Source organism: Oceanobacillus bengalensis (genome assembly GCF_003628445.1).
Lineage (GTDB): Bacteria > Bacillota > Bacilli > Bacillales > Amphibacillaceae > Oceanobacillus > Oceanobacillus bengalensis.
This window is the reverse complement of sequence record NZ_RBZO01000026.1, coordinates 1-24154: the sequence shown is the minus strand read 5'-3', so window position 1 is coordinate 24154 and position 24154 is coordinate 1. Positions and strand designations below refer to the sequence as shown.

At 36.8% G+C, this 24154-nt stretch carries 20 protein-coding genes and 1 pseudogene; 10 read left to right on the top strand and 11 right to left on the bottom strand.

Annotated features, from left to right (window positions below; all coding sequences use genetic code 11):
• Positions 1-33 precede the first annotated feature (33 nt).
• Positions 34-1353, bottom strand: a complete 1320-nt coding sequence (locus tag D8M05_RS14940; RefSeq protein ID WP_183072817.1) for an FMN-binding glutamate synthase family protein — start codon at positions 1351-1353, stop codon at positions 34-36.
• Positions 1354-1578: 225 nt separating this feature from the next.
• On the opposite strand from D8M05_RS14940, the gene D8M05_RS14935 reads away from it, so the two are divergent.
• Complete coding sequence (locus D8M05_RS14935) at positions 1579-2322, top strand: YqjF family protein (RefSeq protein ID WP_121133189.1); 744 nt, start codon at positions 1579-1581, stop codon at positions 2320-2322.
• Between the two features lie 86 nt (positions 2323-2408).
• Here the strand turns inward: D8M05_RS14935 and D8M05_RS20260 are convergent, their stop codons facing one another.
• The 4 genes from D8M05_RS20260 to D8M05_RS14920 form a co-directional block, all read right to left on the bottom strand.
• A complete protein-coding gene (locus tag D8M05_RS20260; protein ID WP_183072816.1) occupies positions 2409-2570 on the bottom strand; it encodes a hypothetical protein in 162 nt (53 codons plus the stop codon).
• Positions 2571-2572: 2 nt separating this feature from the next.
• Entirely contained in the window at positions 2573-3751 is a 1179-nt protein-coding gene (locus D8M05_RS14930; protein ID WP_121133188.1) for a Ger(x)C family spore germination protein, read from the bottom strand.
• Positions 3741-4847 (bottom strand): GerAB/ArcD/ProY family transporter, encoded by a 1107-nt coding sequence (locus tag D8M05_RS14925; protein WP_121133186.1) that lies wholly within the window; start codon positions 4845-4847, stop codon positions 3741-3743. The genes D8M05_RS14930 and D8M05_RS14925 overlap by 11 nt, the downstream gene beginning before the upstream one ends.
• 126 nt (positions 4848-4973) lie before the next feature.
• The gene (locus D8M05_RS14920; protein ID WP_121133184.1) at positions 4974-6530 is read right to left on the bottom strand and encodes a spore germination protein; all 1557 of its coding nucleotides are present in this window, start codon (positions 6528-6530) and stop codon (positions 4974-4976) included.
• A gap of 150 nt (positions 6531-6680) precedes the next feature.
• On the opposite strand from D8M05_RS14920, the gene D8M05_RS14915 reads away from it, so the two are divergent.
• The 3 genes from D8M05_RS14915 to D8M05_RS14905 are packed head-to-tail and all read left to right on the top strand — an operon-like array spanning position 6681 to position 9201.
• Complete coding sequence (locus D8M05_RS14915) at positions 6681-7694, top strand: DUF3231 family protein (RefSeq protein WP_121133183.1); 1014 nt, start codon at positions 6681-6683, stop codon at positions 7692-7694.
• A 1-nt stretch (position 7695) separates the two neighbouring features.
• Entirely contained in the window at positions 7696-8700 is a 1005-nt protein-coding gene (locus D8M05_RS14910; protein ID WP_121133181.1) for a DUF3231 family protein, read from the top strand.
• Between the two features lie 9 nt (positions 8701-8709).
• A complete protein-coding gene (locus tag D8M05_RS14905) occupies positions 8710-9201 on the top strand; it encodes a hypothetical protein (protein WP_121133179.1) in 492 nt (163 codons plus the stop codon).
• Between the two features lie 107 nt (positions 9202-9308).
• Here the strand turns inward: D8M05_RS14905 and D8M05_RS20615 are convergent.
• Positions 9309-9464: pseudogene (locus tag D8M05_RS20615) on the bottom strand (cell wall hydrolase); the annotation flags it as partial.
• A gap of 419 nt (positions 9465-9883) precedes the next feature.
• Between D8M05_RS20615 and D8M05_RS14895 the strand changes: the two are divergent.
• Positions 9884-11878 (top strand): bifunctional diguanylate cyclase/phosphodiesterase, encoded by a 1995-nt coding sequence (locus D8M05_RS14895; protein ID WP_121133251.1) that lies wholly within the window; start codon positions 9884-9886, stop codon positions 11876-11878.
• A gap of 77 nt (positions 11879-11955) precedes the next feature.
• Here the strand turns inward: D8M05_RS14895 and D8M05_RS14890 are convergent, their stop codons facing one another.
• A complete protein-coding gene (locus tag D8M05_RS14890; RefSeq protein WP_121133177.1) occupies positions 11956-13014 on the bottom strand; it encodes a lactonase family protein in 1059 nt (352 codons plus the stop codon).
• Positions 13015-13279: 265 nt separating this feature from the next.
• Between D8M05_RS14890 and D8M05_RS14885 the strand changes: the two genes are divergently transcribed.
• Positions 13280-14221, top strand: coding sequence for an AEC family transporter (locus D8M05_RS14885; RefSeq protein WP_121133176.1), 942 nt, complete (start codon positions 13280-13282; stop codon positions 14219-14221).
• 622 nt (positions 14222-14843) lie between these two features.
• On the opposite strand, the gene D8M05_RS14880 is transcribed toward D8M05_RS14885, so the two are convergent.
• On the bottom strand, positions 14844-16322 hold the full coding sequence (locus D8M05_RS14880) for a methyl-accepting chemotaxis protein (RefSeq protein ID WP_245985403.1): 1479 nt from the start codon (positions 16320-16322) through the stop codon (positions 14844-14846).
• Positions 16323-16498: 176 nt separating this feature from the next.
• On the opposite strand from D8M05_RS14880, the gene D8M05_RS14875 reads away from it, so the two are divergent.
• Both D8M05_RS14875 and D8M05_RS14870 read left to right on the top strand, forming a co-directional pair.
• The gene (locus tag D8M05_RS14875; protein WP_121133172.1) at positions 16499-17524 is read left to right on the top strand and encodes a ketopantoate reductase family protein; all 1026 of its coding nucleotides are present in this window, start codon (positions 16499-16501) and stop codon (positions 17522-17524) included.
• 368 nt (positions 17525-17892) lie between these two features.
• Positions 17893-19365, top strand: a complete 1473-nt coding sequence (locus D8M05_RS14870; RefSeq protein ID WP_121133170.1) for a methyl-accepting chemotaxis protein — start codon at positions 17893-17895, stop codon at positions 19363-19365.
• 100 nt (positions 19366-19465) lie between these two features.
• Here the strand turns inward: D8M05_RS14870 and D8M05_RS14865 are convergent, their stop codons facing one another.
• Both D8M05_RS14865 and D8M05_RS20770 read right to left on the bottom strand, forming a co-directional pair.
• Positions 19466-19645 carry a hypothetical protein gene (locus D8M05_RS14865; RefSeq protein WP_121133168.1) on the bottom strand — a complete coding sequence of 60 codons (180 nt, stop codon included), beginning with the start codon at positions 19643-19645 and terminating at the stop codon, positions 19466-19468.
• A complete protein-coding gene (locus D8M05_RS20770; RefSeq protein ID WP_121133166.1) occupies positions 19614-19970 on the bottom strand; it encodes a methyl-accepting chemotaxis protein in 357 nt (118 codons plus the stop codon). The genes D8M05_RS14865 and D8M05_RS20770 overlap by 32 nt, the downstream gene beginning before the upstream one ends.
• On the opposite strand from D8M05_RS20770, the gene D8M05_RS14855 reads away from it, so the two are divergent.
• Positions 19894-21594 carry a methyl-accepting chemotaxis protein gene (locus D8M05_RS14855; RefSeq protein WP_121133164.1) on the top strand — a complete coding sequence of 567 codons (1701 nt, stop codon included), beginning with the start codon at positions 19894-19896 and terminating at the stop codon, positions 21592-21594. The two genes, D8M05_RS20770 and D8M05_RS14855, sit on opposite strands and share 77 nt — an antisense overlap.
• A 190-nt stretch (positions 21595-21784) precedes the next feature.
• On the opposite strand, the gene D8M05_RS14850 is transcribed toward D8M05_RS14855, so the two are convergent.
• A complete protein-coding gene (locus tag D8M05_RS14850) occupies positions 21785-23221 on the bottom strand; it encodes a DHA2 family efflux MFS transporter permease subunit (RefSeq protein WP_121133163.1) in 1437 nt (478 codons plus the stop codon).
• A gap of 171 nt (positions 23222-23392) precedes the next feature.
• Here D8M05_RS14850 and D8M05_RS14845 point away from each other — a divergent pair, with 171 nt between their 5' ends.
• Complete coding sequence (locus D8M05_RS14845; protein ID WP_121133161.1) at positions 23393-23944, top strand: TetR/AcrR family transcriptional regulator; 552 nt, start codon at positions 23393-23395, stop codon at positions 23942-23944.
• Positions 23945-24154: the final 210 nt, after the last annotated feature.

Genomic DNA, 24154 nt, shown 5'->3' with positions numbered 1-24154 from the left:
AGTCTATACTACAAGAGGAAAACACTTCCAGCATTAAGCATCCCCCTTCGCTTGCCAAGGTTCAAATGAAAAAGGAATACCAACCATCTTTGCTGTTAATTCGTCATAGGATACAAGGTCAAATTTCGCGAGTTCATTTAGTGAGCGTTTCCCCATGGCCCTTAGTCCTACCATCATTTCCTCTACACAGGCATTCATAAATTTTTCCGCTGTTTCAACTCCTTTATCGATTTCGAATTTGTTCTTAAACTTCCCTTCATTCCATACGACTTGGGTTGGTGGTTCAAAGGGAAGTGCATGCAATGTTAGACTATGTGATACAGCAAACAGGATTGCTGTTCCAAGATATACCGCGTCAGCCCCAAGTGCGAGAACCTTTAGAAATTCCCCTGGCGTAAATAGACCACCAGAGACAATTAAACTTATCTTTTCCTTAACCTGCCGTTTTTCCATATGGGAACTTGCTCGAACAACTGCATGTAATGTAGGAATCCCGTAGTCATCCGTTAAAATAGCTGGTGCCCCATGTGTACCTCCCTGCCCACCATCAACAGAAATAAAATCAACCCCTAAACCAATCAATTGGTCAATATCTTCTTCTATTCTCCCACCTGCCGCAATCTTTCCTCCAATTGGTACTCCTCCAGATAACCTCCTTAGTTCATCCACCAATTCTTTAATGTCGTTTATTGTTTGATTTTCAAAGAAATGCTCGTAAATTACCGTATCTTCACCTTCTTTTATTCCCATTACGTCCCGTGCACGCCCAGTTAAATTTTCGGCTGAAATTTTATACCCCACACCCATTGAAGCACCTTGCCCAATCTTAAGTTCAATCATATCCGCTCTCTCAATTAGCTCTTTTTCCTTTGACCACTCGGTTTTGGAAAATTGCAAGATAAACTTTCCGGACCTTTCCAACACCTCTGGTAGCACACCCCCTTCTCCAGAATTAATGGCCGTCCCAGCTTTCTTCGCTGCTTCTGCAAGAGCGATACTTACTTGTTCACTTAATGCAACGCCATAACCCATTCCACTAATCAGGAGTGGAATGGCAATCTCCAATGGTTTCTTAGCACCTGGACCAATCGTTACCTTCATATCAACATCTTCCTCTCCGTCGATTGGAAAAGGTTCTAGCTGTACAGGAATAAATGTCAACGTATCAAAATGGGGCCATTTTCTAGAATTTCCTAATGGTCGATGCAAAACATCTCCTGTCTCGGCACGTAAGTTGTTCTCAAGTGAGGTCTGAATTCCCATGTGTTTAAACCCTGGAATCATCTCAATGATGTTTTCCTGATAACTATCGGAAAAAATTACTTCCCCTACACGCTTGACCATCCTTTTCATTAGCCAACGCCTGCTGAAAAAAAGAAACAATAACAGTACAATCAACAGAATAAGCAGTACGAGATTTATAATTGAAAGAATGACCAACACCGCTCACAACCTTTATAAGTATTATCTTTATTCTTTCCAATATAAGGCAATATCATAGGTTTAATTCCATATTTGATAAACCATAATAGTAGAATACAGTTACCCAGAGCGTATGCTAAAGAAAGGAACCTACCGATGGAGATTTTTAAATTTACAGATCACCGGCCATTTCCGATACAAAATAGACGGTGGATAATGAGGCAAAGCTGGAGGAATGTGTCCTTTATGCATTGGCCAGTTTCACCAAACCTTCTGCGTCCATCCATCCCTGATGTACTTGAAATTGATACGTTTCATGATCATGCATGGGTAAGTGTTGTTATTTTTCAAATGGAGCACATTTACTTACGCGGTATGCCTTTTTTTTCGTTAACACCTGCATTTTCGGAAATCAATCTTAGAACGTACGTCACCTATAAAGGAATACCAGGTATTTATTTTCTTTCAATTGATGTAGATCATTGGGCATCATACATAATAGCTAAAAAATGGTACCGACTGCCCTATAAACCTGCGAACATCTCTAATGAGCAAGCCGGCGAAACATACCATTACGAAAGTATTCGCAGAACGCAAACACATGTAAAAGCAGAAGGACAGATCACACCAATTGCAGATATTTATTTCACAGAGAAAGAATCGTTGGATTATTGGCTAATGGAAAGATACCGTTTATACTCAGGCCATGATTCTAAACTCTATAAGGGAGATATCCATCATCCCCAGTGGCCACTACAAAAAGCAGAAACACAGATTTATAAAAATGCACATATTGCAGAATTAGATATCGGTCTTAACGAATACGCACCAGCTGTAGCCCACTTTTCAAAGGAAATGGATACTGTTTTTTGGCAGGTTAGAAAGTGTGGCACTTTCTAACCTGTATAAGTGCAGGCTTAGGGTATCGCCAAAAAAAGCTTGTCTAATCGTTGTGCTGCAGTTAATTCCTGTGTACACAGGCCACGCTAGTGTGACTCCTTCTTTCCCTCTTCTTGTTTCCACGGGGGATCCATATCTTGATGTAATTTCTGATTTATTTTATACGTTACATATGGTACGAGAAATGCTAGGAATATACATAAAGATTCTGGTAGTGTCGGTATTTTTCCCATTATCATATTCCACATAGCTATTCTGTCTCCCCTTCGTTTTCCACCTGGAAGGAATTCCCAGGTTCTATAATTGTCACATTTACATCGATTTCTATGTCACTTTTAGCAAAGTAATTCTCTCCCGCATCCCAATCCTCTTTTATCTCTTCCCACAGTTCATAATGATCGGTTCGGAGAAAATCATCAAAAGTAAATACATCTACTTGGTAATCATCTTTTACTTGTTTGATGGCAGCTTCTGCTTGTCTCTTTATTTCTTCTTCTAACCCCTTCTGGAATTTCTCCATATTTTCTTTTTTGTAAGGGTCCAGGGAACCAAAGTACTCTACGATGATGGCTCCTATATCAATCGTTACTTGAAATGTTAAATTATCTTTATCGCGATTCGTTAGTTTAAATGTACTGTCGCCATTCGCAATATCGAATGTCGCCAGCTTATCTTCCACTTTCGCTGGAACACTTCCCTCTTGATTCTGGCCAACTATATAATTCAGTCCCTTTGCTTCATTTCCTGTAAGTGTGCCAACCATTTGACTCGTTTCCCCTCGAAACACCCCTAACCCTTCATAATCTATACTGTTATCTGAGAACACGGACAAATCAGGAATAATAAAACTTCTTTTGCTCAAAAGGGACTCATGAATGTTACCAATTCGAGTTGGTTCTGTTGTTGAAGTAACTTGTTTGCTTTCTGTAAGCTCACTAATATACAGCGCTGGAATTTTCACTTGCTCAGGTTCTACATTTAATAGCTCCTTTGCTTTTCCTTCCGATACTACCAGAAAGGTCCCCCTTCTCATATTTTGCTCACGAATGAAGACATCCATAATATCAGCAAATATTCCTTCTTTTTCCGCAACATCAGAGGATATAATCACTACTTCTAAATGTTCTACACCTGCCATTCGATTGGCCTGTCTAGCAATTTTAGTGTTGATTTCAAATATACTTTCACCAGTTTGACTCAAATTACGAAAAGCCTTTCCCCCACCTGCCTCTGTCGTTGAACCTAATCCAGCAGGAACAACGAATTGCTGTGTTAATTCAAAAGTTGTGTTTTCCCCTTGTTCCTCTGCTAGATCAACTGCAATTCCAGAAAGAAATCCTCTTTCCTCTAATTCCACAGCGTCCCAGCAACCCGCTAGAAAGAATAGGAATAAAGGCCAACCTATCATTTTCAAAACCTTATTTCTCATTTTTCCTCCCTCCTTTTATTTTGTGCATGATCCATAACAAGATTATTACCGTTCCTGACAGTCCCCATCCAGAATAACTTACCAATTCAGCGAAAATGCCTAATTCTAAATAATTACTTGGAATAGTAGAAACGAAGTATATGAGTGGAGATAAAAGAAAAATAATTTTCATTTTATTCGTCTTAGGAAAGATAGAATTCAATGCCATTACCGTAACATCAAAAGCCATCATCGTTGTAGTGAAGATTGCCATAATCCAAATGACGAAGAAGACTGACTCTAGCCTTTCAAAAAAACCCCCAGGAACTTCAATTTCCTTAGCCAACTCTACTAAAGGGAATCGAATTGCTTCCGTTGCTGGTCCATATACTGCAACACATGTTAGATAAATAATAACGTAGGTAATGACTACCAAACCCATTCCAAACGCTGCCATACGTGGGGTTTTCTTTGGATTTTTCACTAATGATATGTAAAAAAACAAGATACCAATTCCCGTATAAGACAGCGCGCTTTGCATTGTTCCTTCTAAATACCCCGACATATCTGTTTTAAAAACGGGTAACAGATTATCTACTTCCATATATCCAATGGCGAAGAAAATTAAAATTACTGTTGTACAAAATATAATTGGAAAAAATAATGTATTCAGACGGAAGACTCCAGCTCTTGAACCAGAAACTGCATAAACGACAACAAGTAAAAAGCACAGCCCAACAACTTCAAATGGTGTTTTATCAAATAAATATTGATGAGATATATCCGAAATTGCCCGAACTTCAAAAGCAGTTAAGGCTATTCCTTGAATCGAAAACAAAAGGGTAAGAACAATTGCAACTGGCTTTGAAACCAACAATGAAGCATAGGACAGAAAGGATTGATTAGGATATTTTGATGCTAGCTTTGCTATTGCCCACGCAAATAGCATAGCAATGACTCCAGATAGTATAATGGAGACCCATCCATCGGAAAACTCAGTTACGTCGGAAAGATGTCTCGGAAAGGTTAAAATACCGATTGCAATCGCCATAGAAGGAATAGCAATCATTATTTCTCTTGCTTCAATTTTATCGTCGCCGTATTTAAAAGTGCTCATTGCTACTCCTTCCTTGGTCTGATCCACGGGGACAGGACCCTTGTCCCAGATTCAATCCTGAATTTAATTGTGAACATTAGCGAAATAATCGTAAACCTTAGCGAAATCAATGCGAACATCATTAGATTAAGATTTCTTCTCCGGCAATATATCCTTTGATTCTTGATCCAATGGTTTCAAATTATATGGTCGCTTTGTAATACTTGTAATTGGCGCCCGGATAATTAAATCCTTAAAATCCTTTGTAAACGTTGGTGCAAATGGAGCGGAATATGGTTTTCCAATACTTTTTAAATTTACAATATGAATATTAACCATAATGTAAACAAGGATAATACCATATAAACCTAAAAAGGCTGCAGCAAGTATGATGGAAAATCGTAATATGCGAAAGGTTAGTGCAATACTAAAGGATGGTACGCTAAAGGAAGCAATGGCTGTAAGTGCTGTAACAATAACCATAATCGGACTAACGATACCAGCAGAAACCGCTGCTTCACCAATAACTAACCCACCTACAATACCAATTGTTTGCCCAATAACCTTTGGTAGTCTAACCCCAGCTTCATGCAATATTTCAAACGTAACTGCCATCAATATTGCTTCGATTGCAGCCGGGAATGGGACCCCTTCTCTTGTTGCTGCAATCGAATAGGTTAATGTACTCGGAATCATCCCTGGATGATAGGAAACAAGTGCAATGTACAGACCCGGTAGAAATATAGCCAGAAATGCAGAAAGATATCGTAATACTCTCAGTAAGGTTGCCGAAAACCAACGCTGGTTATAATCTTCCATTGAGTGCAACGAATCACCAATCGAGATAGGAGCAACTAAAGCAAAAGGAGTTCCATCAACTAAAATAGCGACTTTCCCTTGCATCAAGTCGGATGAAACTTTATCAGGACGCTCTGTATTCAATATTTGTGGAAAAGGGGATAGGAAACTATCTTCTATCCATTGTTCCACATATGCGGAATCAGCAATGAAATCAATATCAACTGTCTCTAGCCTACGATTTATTTCTGTCACAATGTCCGGATTTACAATACCTTCGATATATGAAACAACGATTGTTTGCTTCGAACGTTTTCCAACTTCATGCGGCTTGAAACGGAGATGTGGGTCCTTAATGTCACGACGAATCAGCGCCATATTTGTATTGATACTCTCTACAAATCCATCTCTTGGACCGCGAATAAGTGTTTCCGACTGTGGTTGTTCGATGGCACGACTTTCTCCACCAGCTGTTCCCATTAATAATACGGTCTCATGACCATCCAAATAGAATGCTGTATTCCCATTTAAAATCCCAAGGGAGACATCATCTAAGTTATTGGCTTGTTTGATATCCGTAATTGCGATTACTTCTTTATGAATTTTTTCGATAATATTAGAATCAAATTGTTTCAAATTAAGTTGAATGGTTTTTAAAATATTGTTATTAATTAAATTCTCATCTGTTAATCCACTTATGTATACCATTCCAGCTCTTTTTTCGATACTACCTATTAATAATTCACGAACGACTAAATCATTAGGGTCACCTAGCATTTCTTTAATATTGCTTAAATTATTATCAAGCTTTTTTGTAACCTTCATGTTATTAAAGTTTGATTTCCCTGCTTGCCTGCTTTGCTCCTTCTTCCTCTTTAAGCGATTGAATAGTGAAGATCTTCTCATGACATCCCCTCAAGGTAATAAAATAGTTACTCTCCTTTTCTTTCCCATAACTTCCAAATTTTATGCAAAGAAGTTGGTTATACCAAGTTGAATAACTATTTTCATTTAATGACAAACTACATTTACAAATGAAATTTGGAGGGATTACTAATGCATATTAAGAAGGCATTAACTGCTTCTGAGCTAGCTGAGGTTTGGGGTAAGTATATGAATGATAGTATTACAATTGCTGTCTTGGGCTATTTCATCAACAAAGCTGAGGATGCTGAAATAAAAGGGCTTATAAAGGATATTTTAGAAACGCTTAAAAAACTCCAAGAAGGCACAGAAAGATTTTTAAAGGAAGAAAAACATCCAATCCCACAAGGCTTTACAGAAGCTGATGTGAACTTAGAAGCACCGCGACTATTTACGGATAACTATATGTTACAAAACTGTATTCAACTGACCACATTGGCAATGAATTCTGCAACGATGGCTATTGCTATGTCCACACGAGAAGATATATATGATTATTTCTCACAAACATTCAGGGAATATAATACCTTTCATAAGGAAGCATCCATGATTGCCAAAATGAAGGGGGTATTGTCAGAACCCCCAAGCATTCCAGCTCAAACAGAAGTAGATTTTGTAAAAAAACAAAACTTTTTAACAGGCTGGTTTGGTGAGCGCAGACCACTTTTAGCCGTGGAAATTGCTAACCTATATTCCAATATCCAAAGGAATGTATTAGGTGCTACCACCTTAATTGGCTTTAGCCAAGTAGCAAAATCAAAAGAAGTTCGAAATTTTTTGTTGCGTGGAATTGAAATAGCTAAAAAGCATGTCAACATATTTTCCGAAGTACTGGAAGGAAATGATATCCCAGTTCCAATGGGGGCAGACTCGATGGTCACAGATTCTAACGGGGTTTCTCCTTTCTCAGACAAACTGATGATGTTTCATGCAACTGGGATGATTACACTTGGAATCGGTTTTTATGGCTTAAGTATTTCAACGAACACAAGAAGGGATATAGCGGCAAATTACACAAGACTAACAGGTGAAATCTTACTCTATTCGGAAGATGGCGCAAATATCCTAATCAAAAATGGATGGATGGAGGAGCCACCACGAATGGTTGACAGAGAGGAATTAGCAAAAACAAAGGGAGGAAAATGAATTGAGTAATGATAAACATATCGAACTAACGGCATCCGAAATAGGAACATTGTGGACACAGTATCAAAGCAAGACACTGGCAGTTTGTATCCTTAAACATTCTATAAACAACACAGACGATCATGACATCAAACTTTTAATGGAAGATACTTTATCCATAATGAATACACAAGTAAGTAAAGTTAGTGAAATTTTTGGGAAAGAAGATTATCCGATTCCTCAAGGCCTTACCAAGGAGGATGTTAACATGGATGCACCTCGTCTTTTTTCTGATAAATTATACCTTCTTTATTTATTAAGTGCATCCTATTTGAGCCTCAATATGTACGCAATGTCCTTAGCGATGGCAGAGCGAGGGGATATCATTGACTATTTTAGTGAAAGTTTAACAATCACAATAAAAGAACATAAACGTATAAAAGAATTAGCGGAAGATAAAGGTATCCATATACATGCACCTCACATACCAGTCCCAGAAAAAATTGACTTTGTAAAGAAGCAGAGCTTCCTAACGGGCTGGTTCGGAAATCGCAGGCCGCTAAATAGTATCGAGATTTCAAATCTTGTTGTTAATGCACAGCAGAATGCACTGGGACAGGCACTTATTACAGGATTTGGACAAGTTGCAGAATCAAAGGACGTAAGGAGATTTTTTGAAAGAGGTCGTGATATATCTGGAAAACATCTAGAGATTTTCCAATCTTTATTACGTGAGGACTACCTATCAGAAGCATCCACATCGTTAGTTTCAGAAGTAACAGATTCCAAGGAAGCTCCTTTTTCAGACAAATTGATGATGAATCTTATTGATTCTTTAATTGCAGCAAGCATCGGTCAATATGGAGTATCCATGGCTAAAAGTCCAAGGCATGATTTAGGGGTCCATTACGCTCGATTATCAGCAGAAGCAGCTAACTATTCAAATGATGGGGCAAATATGATGATTGATCAAGGTTGGATGGAGCAACCACCAATGGCAGCAAATCGAAAAAATCTAGCGAAATAAGGGCTGTATATGGAAGCAAATTTAAATAAAAAAAGCAAAAAATTAGAAGCTGTTTTATGGAGCATTGCCCTTCCAGGGTTCTGGCAATTATTAAACCAAAGATATGCAAAAGGGATTTTATTGGTTGGGTTAGAAATTTTAATTAATGTGTTGGGTAATTTTAATACCATTATTATGTTAAGTTTTAATTTAAAGATTGAGGAAGCAATTTTGGCAACAGATTACCAGTGGCTCATGTTTTATCCTTGTTTATATTTCTTTGCCATTTGGGATGCGTATAAGGATGCTGGTGGAGGACAAGGTAAAGCTTTTGCATATTTGCCACTCGTATTTTCGGCCTATTTTGTTACCATTGGCGTTTTCTTCTCCACTCGACTTAGCCTTTTCGGTTATTTAATTGGACCAATGTGGGCTGGATTTCTCTTCTTACCAATCGGTTTGTCCATCGGAGCAATCATCAGATGGATCTTACTGAAAATATATGCAAAAGGTACCCAATAAGCGCTCTCTGACAATGATACCACCAATAATCAGAGAGCCTATTTACGGTGCCTGTCACTTGTCGAAGTTTGTCTTTATTTGTCGATAATATAGGTGGGTACTTGCTCCTAATACGCGCTATAAATCGCTTCATATTCTTTGGCACTAGGCTCATAAAAGCAGTGAAGCTTGTATCTCCCCGCAATTGGCTGATCATACCAGGTTGGCGGACAATCTCCAGGCGGTCGAAAATACCATAGACTATATTTAGCTGGCCATAATCTTAACAAACATTCCGTTTATGAACGCTACACAACGCTAATCACCAAATATTTCAAACAACTTACAAAGCCAAAAATTGATATTACATACATCGAATACCGCAAAAAATTGGCCGAATTCATAGCCGTATCCATTCCATAATAAGATTGTTAATATTTTACAATTATTAGAAGCAAACCGAGTATTAGAGGCAAATGAAAAGAAGACAGAATTAGAAGAACTATCTTTCCAGTTGCAGATATTATTGCAAAAGGTAAAATAGTATAGAAGGGTGCCTGTCACTTGTCGGAAAATGTCGAATTATTCGATATCCCTTTCACTTTCTCTTGTTCCAATACTAACCTCTGTCCAAGTTGGGATCAAACTAGTTTACAGAATATATACTACGCACGGATTGGATTGGAGTGGATGGCGAATGTATATGGAATACAACTATAACTACTATATCGTTGCTCTCTCAGTGCTGATAGCAATATTGGCATCTTATGCTGCATTAAATATAGCGGGAAAAATATCACAAGAAAATGGGAAGAACAAGATTTTTTGGTTACTCGGAGGATCCCTAGTAATGGGAAGCGGCATCTGGTCAATGCATTTTATCGGAATGCTTGCATTTCACACGCATATGACTGTGAAATATGATATAGGACTCACACTTCTATCGATGTTAGCTAGTTTCATTGCCTCATTTATCGCATTTTACATTACGATGCCAGTCGTTATTAGCCCCTTCAAACTTTTGCTTAGTGGTTTTTTTATGGGCATCGGGATTGTCGCGATGCATTACATCGGTATGGACGCCATGATTATGGATGCTAGTCTATCATATGACAAGGGGTTATGGGCATTATCTGCGGTTATTGCATTCTTGGCTTCTTATGCAGCTCTATTCCTATTTATCAGGTTCCGGAATCAGACCCAAGCCAGTTGGTTAAAATGGTGGTCTGCGATTATTATGGGAATTGCAATATGTGGGATGCATTACACAGGAATGGGGGCGACAAAGTTCTATCATCCAACAGACATGGTGATGGAACATGGCTCTATCAATCTATTTCTACTATATGGTGTAACGATAACCATTTTCATCATATTATTTGTATCTTGGGGTGCTCTATTTTTAGATCGCCATGTACTGGAAAAAATGGCATATCTAGATACAATCACAGGTCTACCAAATCGAAATGAAATGAATCGTTTTTTTAATGAGCAAATGAGTGATGAAAGCTTAGGCGTTTTATTCCTTGACTTAGATCAGTTTAAAACAATCAACGACACATTAGGTCATGATAAAGGGGATTTACTCATTCAGGAGGTTGGTATTCGCCTAAGAAAGTTTATTAATGAAAATCAACAAGTATTTCGAATTGGCGGAGATGAATTTCTAATCATTGTAAAGCACTGTGAAGGAAAACAGGCGGAACAATTGGCAGAGAAAATTTTGGAAAGCGTGAAAAAAGTCTACCTTATTGAAGGTAATCAATTATATATCACAGGTAGTATCGGAATTAGCATTGGTCCAATCAACAGATCTGATCGTTCGATTCTTCTCAAAAATGCTGATACTGCTATGTACAAGGCGAAAGAATTAGGAAAAAACAGATATTGTCTCTATGATGATAAAATAGGTAAAGCAGAAATTCGTAAAATGGAATTAGAGAAGGATTTACTAGTTGCACTAGAGAATAACCAATTTTATGTTGCATACCAACCAAAATGGAATGTAAGAAAGAATAGCTTGTATGGCTTTGAGGCATTAGTACGTTGGGAACATCCAAGGCATGGTATTGTTTCACCGGGTGAATTTATTCCAATCGCTGAAAAGACCGGGGTAATCATTCCTATTACAAAATGGGTCATCGAAAATGCATGTCAACAGTGTAAGGCATGGCAGGATAAAGGAGTTACGCAAGCTGTTTCAGTAAACCTTTCCATCCGACTTTTTCAGTCAGGAAATTTATACGAATTGGTTCAACATGTGTTAGAGAAAGAAAATCTAGCACCTCATTTGCTAGAATTAGAAATAACAGAATCGATGGTATTATATGATCTTGATGATATTATCCTACAGTTACAACGTATTCGCTCCTTAGGGGTACGGGTTTCCATGGATGACTTCGGAACAGGATATTCTTCTATTGGAATACTTGATCGAATTCCCATTGATACGCTTAAATTAGATCGACTATTTACCGTTGATATAGAAACATCGAAAAAGCACGCAATCATTAATGCGATCATTTTAATGGCAAAAGACCTTAAACTGGATGTTATAGCTGAAGGTGTAGAAAATGAGGAACACATCGCGTATTTGACTCAATTAGGGTGCTATGTGATGCAGGGATTCTATTACGGTAAACCAATGAAAGTTGAAGAAGTGAACAAATGGCTTACGACAATGCCTGTCACCCGCTAATTTTGTCGTTTATTGTCAAAAAGACCTATCGAAAAAAGGTTAATACCTCTTTGATAGGTCTTTTTTTGCGGATAATTTTACAATGAAACGCTTAAAAACTTAACACAAACTGGATCAGGCACGTAAATATCCGACTCCATTAATGTTAGCTTCCCTGTTATATTGTCTCTAGTAAATAATACAAGGTTGCTTGATTCTTGATTCGATACAATTATAAATTTACCTGAAGGATCTAATGCGAAATCCCTCGGCCAATTTCCTTCTGTAGATGTGTGTGTAATGAAAGTCAACTCTCCCGAATCTTCATTTACACGAAAGATAGCAATACTATTATGCCCACGATTAGCTGCGTAAACGAAACGACCGTCAGATGATAAATGGATTGCACTTCCTTGGTTATTCTCTGTAAAGTCCTCAGGGATTGTAGAAATATACTGAAGCTCTGTAAAACTACCATTATTCTTATCATATGACATAACAATTACCTCTGAACTAAGTTCAGTCATGAGGTATGCATATTTTCCATTTGGATGGAACTCTAGATGACGTGGCCCACTTCCTGCTTTCACAGATAAGCTACTTACTTCTTTTAAATTACTATCCTTCATTTCATACGATATAAGTTTGTCGATACCCAAATCAATAGCAAATACAAACGCCTCATCAGGAGAAAACCCTGCATAATGGGTATGAGCTTTTTCTTGTCTTTCTTTGTGCGGGCCAGATCCAATATGCTCAATGATGGATGTTACAGGTGTGACCATCCCGCTTTCTTTATTTGCTTCATACAACTCAATCGTACCTTTATGGTAATTCGCTGTAACAATTCGCTTGTTATCACTTGCAACACTAATATGACATGGGGATGCCCCTGCTTCTAGCTGATTGTTAAGATGGGTTAGCTCTCCCGTTTTGCTCTCAATTGCATAAGATGCTACGCCACCTGATTCCCCTTCTTTAATGACAGAATAGAGATAACGATTATCTTCACTCACATTTAAATAGGTAGGATTACATAAATTTGCTGCCACTTCTACATTCGAAATCTTGGATGCTTCCGTATCTAAAGTAAATGTGTATATCCCTTTGCTTTCTCCCTTTGTATATGTACCAATATAACCAATAAGTTTACTCATCTTTATCTCCCTTTCATCTTTATTTACTTGTCCTCACTTCTATATTTATAACATTAGATGTTATTCGTATTGTTGGCAAATTTTATTGATGTTCGTTTTGAAATTAAAAGATGTTCAATTTAATTGCGGTATAAGCTCCCTATTTAAGACAAAAACACTTGAGTGCCTGAATAAAACGAACGTTTGATTTAATTTAAACAAATAAACTTTTTTTCCATTAACCATCTCCCCATATGCATCATACAGTAAAGCGGAGGGGATATTTATGGGGGATCTAAGTGTATTCCTACAAGAGATGCTAGTCCTTTATGGAATTGCATTACTAGGTTTTATCGTAAAAAAGGTTGGCATTTTAAACAAGAACGCAGACGATGTTCTAACTCAACTTATCCTATATATCACACTACCAGCTCTCATCTTATACTCCCTAGATATTTCATTTTCCACTGACCTACTAAAGGAGTTTATATGGTTTATTATTATGTCAGTTTACATTCTCACGATTTCTTGCTTTTTAGCACATTGGATGCGGCGAAGATCTAAACTTCCTGAGAGGCAAAAAAGTGTCTATGAAGGTTTGATTATCTTTGGCAATCAAGGGTTTATTGGTTATGCTGTCAGTTTTATTATCCTGGGAGAGCAAGGAATTATTTATTTAACGATTTTTAACCTCTGTTATTTAATACTTATATGGACATACGGAATATACTTGTTTAGTAGAAATAAGAAAACAATCAATTGGAAAAGAATTTTAATCAACCCTGGCATTCTTTCCACATTAATCGGAGTAGTAATTTTTTTACTACCAATTGGTTGGCCAGTTATAATCTCAGACGGGCTTGAAAGTGTTGGGAAAATGACGATTCCTCTTTCTATGATGATCATTGGAATGTTAATCGCAAATGTAAAATACCATAATTTTATTTCTGTAATTAAAAATATCTACTTATGGAAATCATCCATCACTAGACTAATCATAATACCTGCTCTTTTACTCCCCTTTGCGGTTTTCCCCATACCATTTGCAGTACTTCTAATAGCTGTCATAACTTCTGGCATGCCTTCAGCACCAACAATTTCACTGTATTCGCACAAATACGGTGCTGATACATTTTTTTCATCAGTAGGTGTTCTATTAACTACATTGTTATGTATTATTACAATTCCATTCCTTTACGCAATTGTTTATATGCTGAGTAACTTTTAAGACACGACACAAGAAGTGGGAGAACGAACAATTAGTCCTTCGTTATTGGTAATTGATTCTATTACCATCGTTGATAGCCCTTATCAACTACCTTTGATCTCGATTTCCTTCTCTTTCCGTCGTTGATAGCCCTTATCAACTACCTTTGATCTCGATTTCCTTCTCTTTCCGTCGTTGACAGCCCTTATCAACTACTTTTGCTCTCGATTTCCTTCTCTTTCCGTCGTTGACAGCCCTTATCAACTACTTTTGCTCTCGATTTCCTTCTCTTTCCGTCGTTGATAGCCCTTATCAACTACCTTTGCTCACAATTTCCTTCTCTTTCCGTCGTTGATAGCCCTTATCAACTACCTTTGCGCTCCAGTTCCTTCTCTTTCCGTCGTTGACAGCCCTTATCAACTACCTTTGATCTCGATTTCCTTCTCTTTCCGTCGTTGACAGCCCTTATCAACTACCTTTGATCTCGATTTCCTTCTCTTTCCGTCGTTGATAGCCTTGCTCTTCAGCTTTAGCTCTCACTCTAGATACCGAAACACATAAATTTGTACCTATAAAAAAACTTCTCAAGAGTTTGCTTAAACTTTTGAGAAGCTTTGGTGATTTACATCAATATTAGAAAATATTAAACAGTAGTAACTATTTTCTTTAGTTCACTACTTAGCTTGTTAATTTCTAGAACAGCAGTGTTGATATCCGTAATTAGTTCATGCTCACTTTCAAGTGTTGCTGCTATTTCTTGTGTTGCAGAAGTATTCTCTTCCGAAATATTTGCTACCGTTTCAATTTGCCTTTTAATATCATTGAAGTTATTCGTCGAGACCTGAATTTCATTCATTCCCATTACAAGCTCTTCATTTGTGTATTGGAAAGAATCCTTTATTTCTTTAAAGTAAGAAGAAATTTCATTTAATAATTTCTGTCCCTCTGCAGCAGCTGTTTCGCCTTTCATTGATTTATCATTTGCATCTCTTGATTTATCGAATAGGTCTGTCGTCACATTTGTAATATCAACCGTTATATTTGCACTTTGTTCAGCTAACTTACGCACCTCATCTGCTACCACCGCAAATCCTTTTCCATGCTCACCAGCACGTGCAGATTCAATAGCAGCATTTAACGCCAATAGATTCGTTTGTTCTGCTATGTCTTTAATACCGTTTAAGAGTGAGTTAACTGTTTCTAGACTCGATTGTAAATCATTTACCGTAACTGAGGTAGTGCTTATCGCAGTATTTACTGTGGACATATAATCAGTTACCTGATTAATTTTCTCAAAGCCTTCCTGCACTTTCTCGTTCATGGCATCCGATTTTTCAACAATACCTTTAGAAATGGTAATCGTCTTATTTGCTCTTTCTACCGAATCCCCCATTGACTCACTTACAGAACTAATACTACTTGCCTCTTCCTGTATTCCAACCGCCATCTCCTGAACAGCTTCTTTAATATGGTGACTTGACTCATAAATTGTACTAATATTACTGTTTAAATGGTTCATGTTACTATCCAGTGTGTTCGTATTTTTTTCAATTAATTGTAGTGTTTCTTGTAATCTCTCCGTTAAATGCTGGGCTTCCATTTCCTTTTTATACGATTCGTCAATTAAATCTCTCCCCCATTTAGTTAATGAGTACAAAGCAACCAATATTCCATTAAATAATGCGATAACCGTAATAAAGCCCTTAAGGTTATCATCTACACCTAATAATGCTTCTGGATGAATAAAATATGTTGCAATCATCGTCACATTGACAAAGGCACTAAAAATAAGTATAAGTTCTTTTTTAAAATATAGAACAGCCATAGCAATAGTCAGTAATACAATATAGTGCTTATTTAATGCAAAACCATCCAAATAAAATAGTACCATTACAACGATATTTGGCAATAAAGCGAAAAGTAAACCTTTTACATATGGAGGAATTGGTAAAAAATAATTAATGACAGATAAAACAAGGACCAAAGTACCCGCTATAATAATGCCAACACTATCATTAAATCCCCTGGAAAATACAATTGGGATAACTAAAAGCAAAACAATTGTAACTAATAAAACTAAATTAACCTTATGAACCCTCTGCGTATTATATGTATCTTTCATTCTCATAGCAATCCCCTTAATATAAAATTTACAATTTCTATTTATCTTATATTATAGGCTATTCGACATAAAATTAAAATACTATTATCTAGGTAATAGTTCTATTTACACATTTCATCCAATAATAGAGTATAATTTATATTGTTATTACAACTTAGAAATGAGGAGGAAGTTATATGAAAATAGCAATTATGGGTGCAGGATCCTTGGGTACCATTATTGGTGCATATCTTTCAAAGGGAAAGAAACATGTCGAACTTATTGATGTCAACAAGGAACATGTTGAAGCTTTAAATCTGTCTGGAGCAACGATTACAGGAACAGTGGAAGAAAACATTCCTGTTAGGGCAATCACTCCAGAGGAAATGGATGGAAATTATGATTTAGTACTTTTACTTACAAAACAAATGTTTAATCAAGATGTTCTATCAAATTTACAATCACATTTAAATGACAATAGTATCGTTCTATCCTTACAAAATGGTGTACCTGAAGATTCGCTTGCGTCTATTATAGGAAAGAATAGAGTAATTGGTGGGTCCGTTGAGTTCGGTGCAACATGGGTGAAGCCTGGTGTCTCGGAATTAACAACAACAGAAGAAGCGTTCAAAGCAAATGCCTTCCAAATAGGTGAATTAGATGGAACAATTACTGATCGTATTCATCAAATAAAGGAAGTTCTTGATCTAGTTGGGAATATTAGTATATCCGATAATCTTGCTGGAACAAAATGGGCTAAACTTTTAGTTAATGTTGCTATGAGTGGAATGTCTACTGCACTAGGTTGTACATATGGAGATGTGCTAGATAATGAGTCTGCTGTAACAAGTGCAGTAATGTTGGCAGATGAAACAATTAAGGTTGGTCAAGCAACAGGCGTTGAATTTGCAGAACTCGCAGGCTTTAATTTAGGAATCTTTAATTTAGCTGAAGATAAAAGTAATCTACCACAAGCAATTGGTTTTACTAAAATTGCATTTGGTCCACAAGCATTACTAAAGCCGAGCATGCTACAAGATTTAGAGAAACAAAGAAAATCAGAAATAGACTATATTAATGGAGTTATATCATCTAATGGAAGAGAAACAACTATTAACACTCCTTTTAATGATTTACTCGTACGTTTAGTGAAAAGAGCCGAGGAAGAAAAAATTGTTCCAAACTTTGAACAAAACCTTTCCTACTTTAAAGAATTACTTTAAAGTTTTATACATTCAATAACGAGGCGTGGGACATATATAGAGTGTTATCATTAGAGCCGAACAATTTACTACCTTAGTAGGAAATATACGCAGACTCCCGTGAAGTATAGTCCTGGGTGAGACACCGTAGTACGCTATACGAAGGGAGATCACTAGCCACCCACGAAAAGCGAGGTATATTTCTGGTACGGGTATGTTCTCTCAATAGGTTCGGATTTTCTTTTCTTAAAAACACTTTTGTCCCAGCCTCTTCATATTTACTTGAAATAATAATGATACCATTATAAGATGTAATTTTGGGTATAAGTCATTTTTCCTATATGACTTATACGTTGTGTTAAAATTTTATGAAATGAAGGGGAACGGGAATGTCGATTGATGAATTAAAGCTACAGACTTTACGTAAAAAAAATAAAATTATTTTAATCATGCTTATGGTAGCAGTATTGCTAGGAGTGGTAGTAGAGATAAGCTTGGACAAAGCAATTGAGCTCATTCTAGCAATTGCAATTGGTGGATTTGCTTTATGTGCTACAATAACCTATTTGCACATAAAAAGACGTTTAACGGAACAGATTGGATATATCGCGATAATTGGATTAGCAGCTATCCTCGGGACGATTATTTTAATCAGCCCATCTGAGAACAACCTTTCCCTTATCTATTATTTATTGATAAGCTCAGCTTTTTACATGAATTTGGCCATTTTTATCATCGGGACCATTTTAGGGGTTAGTTTATTAATATTTGCCTTTACTCTAAATGGAGAAATTTATTCCTCTGATATTACTACATATTTATTATTATTCTCTTTATCTTTCATTGTTCTTTTCTTCCAAACAAGAGTTATGGGGAAATTAGAAAGGGACCTTAGTAATATGAAGGCAGAGGCCGAGTACAAGTTAAACCAAGAAGCAGAACAGAGGATTATTCTGGAGGAAAATTCAATTGTAATTGCTAACAACATGGAACAGGTAAAGACCCAAACCGAATTAGAGAAGCAAACAGTTGAAGAATTTAATGTTGCAATACAGGAAATTGCTATTGGAACCCAAAATCAAGGAAATTCTATCAATAACATTATGACTGCGGTTGAAAGTACAGGGAATCAAGTTGAGGCAATGAGTAAGCGGGTACAGCACATTAATACATTCACCAATAACATAACAGAACAAATCGATGAAGGTAGCTCACAGTCTGAAGTACTAAGTAATCAAATGCAGGATTTCAAGCAATTTATAGCAATTATGCAGAAGGATATGAATCAATTAAGTCAAAATATCGAATCCTCATTAGTAGCAATTGAAGCAATACAAGGAATTACTGACCAAACGAACCTTCTTGCTCTAAATGCTTCTATTGAAGCAGCAAGAGCTGGTGAAGCAGGTAGAGGATTTTCAGTTGTTGCGGAAGAAATTCGAAAACTAGCAGAGGACTCCAAAGGAACTGCAGGACAAATTTCTACCATATTAAATCGAGTACATACAAACAATTTGGAAACGCAAGAACAAATGAATGTCGTATCTACTAAAATGGATGAAAATATTGAAGATACCATACGGAATAGAACTATTTTCCAATCTATACAAGATTCAATCAATCAACTACAACAAGAAATTCAGGCATTCGCAATTGTAGCAGGAAGTATCGATCAAGATGCAGGAAACATTAAAGCAGCAGTAAATGATTTTGCTTCCGTTTTACAACAGGCTTCCGCTTCCTTAGAAGAGATTTCTGCAGGTATTCAACTACAAACAGAGAATAAAGAACAACTCACTCTTCTCGTTCAAGAAACAAATAATGCTACACAAAAGCTTTCTAATCTATTTGAGAAAGAGTAAATTTCCTTATTTGTTAAAGAAAAATGGCTTTCTAAGAGTTTGCTTAAACTTTTAGAAAGCCTTTTTATATTGCACAAATTTCAACAAAGACAATTTGATACTATAATTTGAATCGTTTCACAATCTCATGTAACTTCTGCTCCAATTCAGCCAAATGGCCACTCGCTCCTGCTACTTCTTCAACAGACGCTGTTTGTTCTCCATCGATTTGGATGCTTGCTCTGGAAGCAGCATTTTCTTCCGCTATTTTACAGGAAAGAGAATTTAAGACTTCTATCATCTCCTCTACCAACTTCTCCAGCTCTAGCCGCTTCAAGCGTAGCATTCAATGATAGTAATATTGTCTGAGATGAGATGGAATCAATTAATTTACTTGCTTCAATAATTTTCTTAGAACTTTCATTTGCTTTTGTTATATAAAATGCCAAAAAATACCGAATAAGGAGTTGTAAACTTCTTGTCGTATTTTGTCGATAGTATGTTTGTAGACTCACAAATGAGTTAAAAAGGGAAAGGAATGAATAACTTATGAAAATTAAAAACTTTAAAATCGGGACAAAGATTAACTTACTAGTTATTGCAATTATTCTATTTTTATCAAGCATAATCGCCCTCGTCTCTTTTTTCCAAGTGAAGAAAGCAATGGAGGAAGTTTTTACCGATAGAGTTCAAGTTGTTTCTGGACTTGGCTATAATTGGCTAGATGAAACGTATAAAGGGGAATGGGAAATTAAAGATGGAGAGCTGTACAAAGGAAATGTAAAAATGAACGATAATAATGAGATTATGGATAAAATCGGTGAACTTACCAATGGAGCTGCGACCATTTTCCAAGGGGATACTAGAATTGCAACCAATGTTATGCAAGATGGACAGCGAACGATTGGAACAAAAGCCGATCCAGATGTAACGGAAGCAGTATTAAAAAATCAAGAAACATTTATTGGAGAAGCGGACATCGTTGGGGAAAATCATTTAACAATGTATAAGCCATTAAAGAGTAAAGATGGAGAAGTGGTTGGTATGTGGTTAGTAGGGCCAAAAATTAATGTAATCAATAATACCATTCTATCTTTACTATCTATCCTATTCATTGTAATAGTAGTCTCTGGAGCTATAGCAATAATAGGCAGTATCATTTTCACAAAATCCATTGTGCGACCTATAATTAATATCAATGACCAGCTCAAAGATATCTCAGACGGTGAAGGGGATTTAACAAAGGAACTTTCTGTGAACACTAAAGATGAAGTCGGTGAACTCGCTGGATCCTTTAACCGAATGATACGAAGTTTACGCGACATGATCGGCCAAGTAGGTACAACATCGAACCAAGTTGCTGCCGCTTCTGAGGAGTTGACAGCAAGTGCCGAACAGACGTCAGAAGCAACGAATGAAATTGCATCCTCTATTCAGGAAGTTGCGAGTGGTGCTGACATTCAAGAACAGAGTGCGAATGAAAGCTTAGTAGCCATGAGAGAGATGGCTATTGGTATACAACAAGTTGCCGAAACGTCTTCTTCTGTTTCAGACTTAGCTACAGAAACAAATAAAGAAGCGAATGATGGAAACGAATTGATTCAAAAAGCCGTTCAACAAATGAATGCAATCAATACAGCCACAGAAACGACGTCTACCGTTATTAAACGATTAGGAGATCAATCTGATAAAATTGGTAACATTATAGAAGTTATCACAGGAATTTCCGAACAAACAAATCTGTTAGCACTTAATGCAGCCATCGAATCTGCTCGTGCTGGGGAACATGGAAAAGGGTTCGCAGTAGTTGCCGATGAAGTACGCAAACTTGCAGAGCAATCGAAGGATTCTGCGGATCAAATTGCTAAATTAATTCAACAAATACAAGCAGACACAACACATGCAGTTCATTTAATGGATAAAGGAACAGAAGAAGCTTCTTTAGGCTTGCACGTGATTCACCAAACTGGAGATGGGTTTTCGAAAATTCTTCAATCCATAGAAAAAGTGACTTCTCAAATACAAGAAGTTTCAGCAGTATCTGAAGAAATGTCTGCTAGCGCAGAACAGGTGAATGCCTCAATGGAGGAAATTTCACGTATTTCCAAAACATCTGCAGATAATACACAAAATGTTGCATCCGCATCAGAGGAACAATTGGCTTCGATGGAGGAAATTACATCCTCTGCAACGCACCTATCTAAGATGGCTGAGGAATTACAAATGCTTGTTGGGAGATTTAAGCTATAACGATAGGAAAAGGCTGAGACTATAACTAAAACCTTACGCACTAAAGATGAATGATTATAGGATAGAAAAAAAGAAGTTTCCTAAAAGTTTATTTAACCTTTTTGGAAGCTTCTTTTAAGAAATAAGGGTGTTAGTAGAATATGAACACCAGTTCAATCGTTCCCTTTACATTATTAATGGCAGAGTTTTTTTATTGCAGCTCTTCAGCTTTTTCAGGTGACATAGGTTTCTTTAACGGTGTAAACAAAGTGATCACCAATGCAACAATAGCTAAAATCATCATGAAATAGTATGCGTCACTAGAAGCGAATATCGATGCAAGTGCTGCAATTCCTTCTGTCAGGCCTTGAGCAGTTAAATCATCCGCATAGCCAGTTGCTTTTGCTGAATATATAGTTACCACTACCGCTGTACCAATCGCACCTGCAATTTGGCGAACCGTATTGTTTACAGCTGTCCCATGTGTAACGAGTTCCTTTGGTAATGCATTTAGCCCTGCTGTATTCAGTGGCATGGTAATAAAACTTAAACCGATACGTAAGAAAATCGTACGAATCATTAAGAATGTAAATGTCGTTGTTTCTGTAAGGTCCGTTACAACCCACATCGAAGGGATAACGAATAGTAGACCGATAATGAATAATGGTTTGGCACCGAATCGGTCATACCATTTTCCAGTAATAGGAGATAATACAGCATTAATAATTGCCCCTGGTAATAATAATAGTCCTGCATCAAATGCTGTAAAGCCCCGACCATCTTGCAAATAGATTGGTAGTAAAATCATATCAGCATATAACATCATCGTTACGATAATGTTAATTAAGGACGTCATTGTAAACGTCTTGTTTTGAAACACACGTACATTTAAGAACGGATCACTTGAACGTAATTGACGTCTTGTAAATAATACTAAGACGAGAATTCCTACAATAATTGAGGCTAACACTACTACATCATCCCAGCCGTGGCTACCAGCATTACTAAATCCATATAATACGAGTCCAAATCCAATTGTTGACAGAATAACACTTTGAACATCCAATTCTGTTTTTGATCCTTCAGACACGTTAACTAAATATTTGAATGCAAGTAAAATGATAATTATTACAAGTGGAATTAAGCCGATAAACAACCAGCGCCATGATACAAATTCAATAACAAAGCCAGACAATGTTGGTGCGATAGCTGGAGCAAAAATCATAGCAAGCCCTAGTAACCCCATTGCACTTCCCCGTTTTTCAGGTGGAAAGATAAACATAACAACACTCATCATGAGTGGCATAATAATACCTGCACCAGCCGCTTGAATCATACGTCCGATTAATAAAACCGTAAAATTCGGTGCGATTGCACAAAAAATAGAACCGACTAATAATAATAACATCGAGCTTATAAATAATTGACGCGTTGAGAACCGCTTCATTAAAAAAGCCGTTACGGGAATTAATATACCGTTAACGAGCATGAATCCTGTTGCTAACCATTGTACAGTTGTCGCACTAACATCAAACACTTCCATGAATTTACTTAAAGCAACATTTAAAAGGGTTTGATTTAATATCGATAAAAAACCGCCAAGTAGTAATACAAACAGTAATACTTTCTTATTTATTTGTTGAACCATACTAACTTACAGACCTCCTCTTTACTTCATCAACACAATGACGATAAAATGAATTGTAACAACTTTTATATTTAGAGACCACCAACATTTTTTTATAAGCTGTCTACTATGCAACAAATTTTCAAATGTTGTTGGAGAAGTATATATTTAATAGACGAAAGGGAGTTAAAAATGTCTGCAAAGAAAGAGGATCCACGCGCTATTCGCTCCAAGCGTTTATTGAAAGAATCTGTTAAATCATTATTGGTTGAATCACAAAACTTGCAGGAATTAACGGTTCAAAAAGTAGCAGCAAAGGCTGAATTAAATCGTGCTACATTCTACTTACATTATTTAGATATGCAAGATTTACTGAAGCATGTCGTATATGATATTTTCAACGATATGTCGCAGAAATTATCACCTTTATTACAGCAAGAATCTGTAGACTTGGATGAGCAGCTACTTAGCTTTTTAGATTATTTCTATCAAAATCGAAAGTACTTATTCGTGTTATTCGAAGAGAGGGCGTTCCAAAAGAAACTCCATAACTTTATCGTGGAATTTGTTCAAGCAAGGCGTGATTTAAGAAAAATCACCACAGAAGAGGCTGTTTCAAAAGATATTATTGCATCTTCCATTCTAGGTATTTTAATGTGGTGGATTCGTGATGGAAAGCATTATAGCTCTGAATATATTGCAGAGCAGATATCGGTATGGATGAGTAAGAGACATAAAGAATAGGTAGGCTATTCTTCATGCCCATGTGAAAGGAATCATTAAATTTAAAAGAGATTTACATCGATTTTTCACCTAAGAGGATAAGGTATACTGTAAACCCGTATTCAAACAACGCATATAAAAATACCAACACCTCCTGTTAAGATAGACATATCAATTCAAGGAGGTGCTTTTTTTATGCCAAGCCAAGAACTTACTATCGTCCCCGTTACA

What these genes read in the sequence shown, in the direction of transcription:
- D8M05_RS14875 (WP_121133172.1), top strand. Translation starts at nt 16,499, where the DNA reads ATGAAAATAGCAATTATGGGTGCAGGATCCTTGGGTACCATTATTGGT.
- D8M05_RS14935 (WP_121133189.1), top strand. Translation starts at nt 1,579, where the DNA reads ATGGAGATTTTTAAATTTACAGATCACCGGCCATTTCCGATACAAAAT.
- D8M05_RS14940 (WP_183072817.1), bottom strand. Translation starts at nt 1,353, where the DNA reads ATGAAAAGGATGGTCAAGCGTGTAGGGGAAGTAATTTTTTCCGATAGT.
- D8M05_RS14850 (WP_121133163.1), bottom strand. Translation starts at nt 23,221, where the DNA reads ATGGTTCAACAAATAAATAAGAAAGTATTACTGTTTGTATTACTACTT.
- D8M05_RS20260 (WP_183072816.1), bottom strand. Translation starts at nt 2,570, where the DNA reads ATGTGGAATATGATAATGGGAAAAATACCGACACTACCAGAATCTTTA.
- D8M05_RS14930 (WP_121133188.1), bottom strand. Translation starts at nt 3,751, where the DNA reads ATGAGAAATAAGGTTTTGAAAATGATAGGTTGGCCTTTATTCCTATTC.
- D8M05_RS14885 (WP_121133176.1), top strand. Translation starts at nt 13,280, where the DNA reads ATGGGGGATCTAAGTGTATTCCTACAAGAGATGCTAGTCCTTTATGGA.
- D8M05_RS14880 (WP_245985403.1), bottom strand. Translation starts at nt 16,322, where the DNA reads ATGAAAGATACATATAATACGCAGAGGGTTCATAAGGTTAATTTAGTT.
- D8M05_RS14845 (WP_121133161.1), top strand. Translation starts at nt 23,393, where the DNA reads ATGTCTGCAAAGAAAGAGGATCCACGCGCTATTCGCTCCAAGCGTTTA.
- D8M05_RS14905 (WP_121133179.1), top strand. Translation starts at nt 8,710, where the DNA reads ATGGAAGCAAATTTAAATAAAAAAAGCAAAAAATTAGAAGCTGTTTTA.
- D8M05_RS14865 (WP_121133168.1), bottom strand. Translation starts at nt 19,645, where the DNA reads ATGATAGAAGTCTTAAATTCTCTTTCCTGTAAAATAGCGGAAGAAAAT.
- D8M05_RS14925 (WP_121133186.1), bottom strand. Translation starts at nt 4,847, where the DNA reads ATGAGCACTTTTAAATACGGCGACGATAAAATTGAAGCAAGAGAAATA.
- D8M05_RS14915 (WP_121133183.1), top strand. Translation starts at nt 6,681, where the DNA reads ATGCATATTAAGAAGGCATTAACTGCTTCTGAGCTAGCTGAGGTTTGG.
- D8M05_RS14920 (WP_121133184.1), bottom strand. Translation starts at nt 6,530, where the DNA reads ATGAGAAGATCTTCACTATTCAATCGCTTAAAGAGGAAGAAGGAGCAA.
- D8M05_RS14855 (WP_121133164.1), top strand. Translation starts at nt 19,894, where the DNA reads ATGAAAATTAAAAACTTTAAAATCGGGACAAAGATTAACTTACTAGTT.
- D8M05_RS14890 (WP_121133177.1), bottom strand. Translation starts at nt 13,014, where the DNA reads ATGAGTAAACTTATTGGTTATATTGGTACATATACAAAGGGAGAAAGC.
- D8M05_RS14895 (WP_121133251.1), top strand. Translation starts at nt 9,884, where the DNA reads ATGGAATACAACTATAACTACTATATCGTTGCTCTCTCAGTGCTGATA.
- D8M05_RS14870 (WP_121133170.1), top strand. Translation starts at nt 17,893, where the DNA reads ATGTCGATTGATGAATTAAAGCTACAGACTTTACGTAAAAAAAATAAA.
- D8M05_RS20770 (WP_121133166.1), bottom strand. Translation starts at nt 19,970, where the DNA reads ATGCTTGATAAAAATAGAATAATTGCAATAACTAGTAAGTTAATCTTT.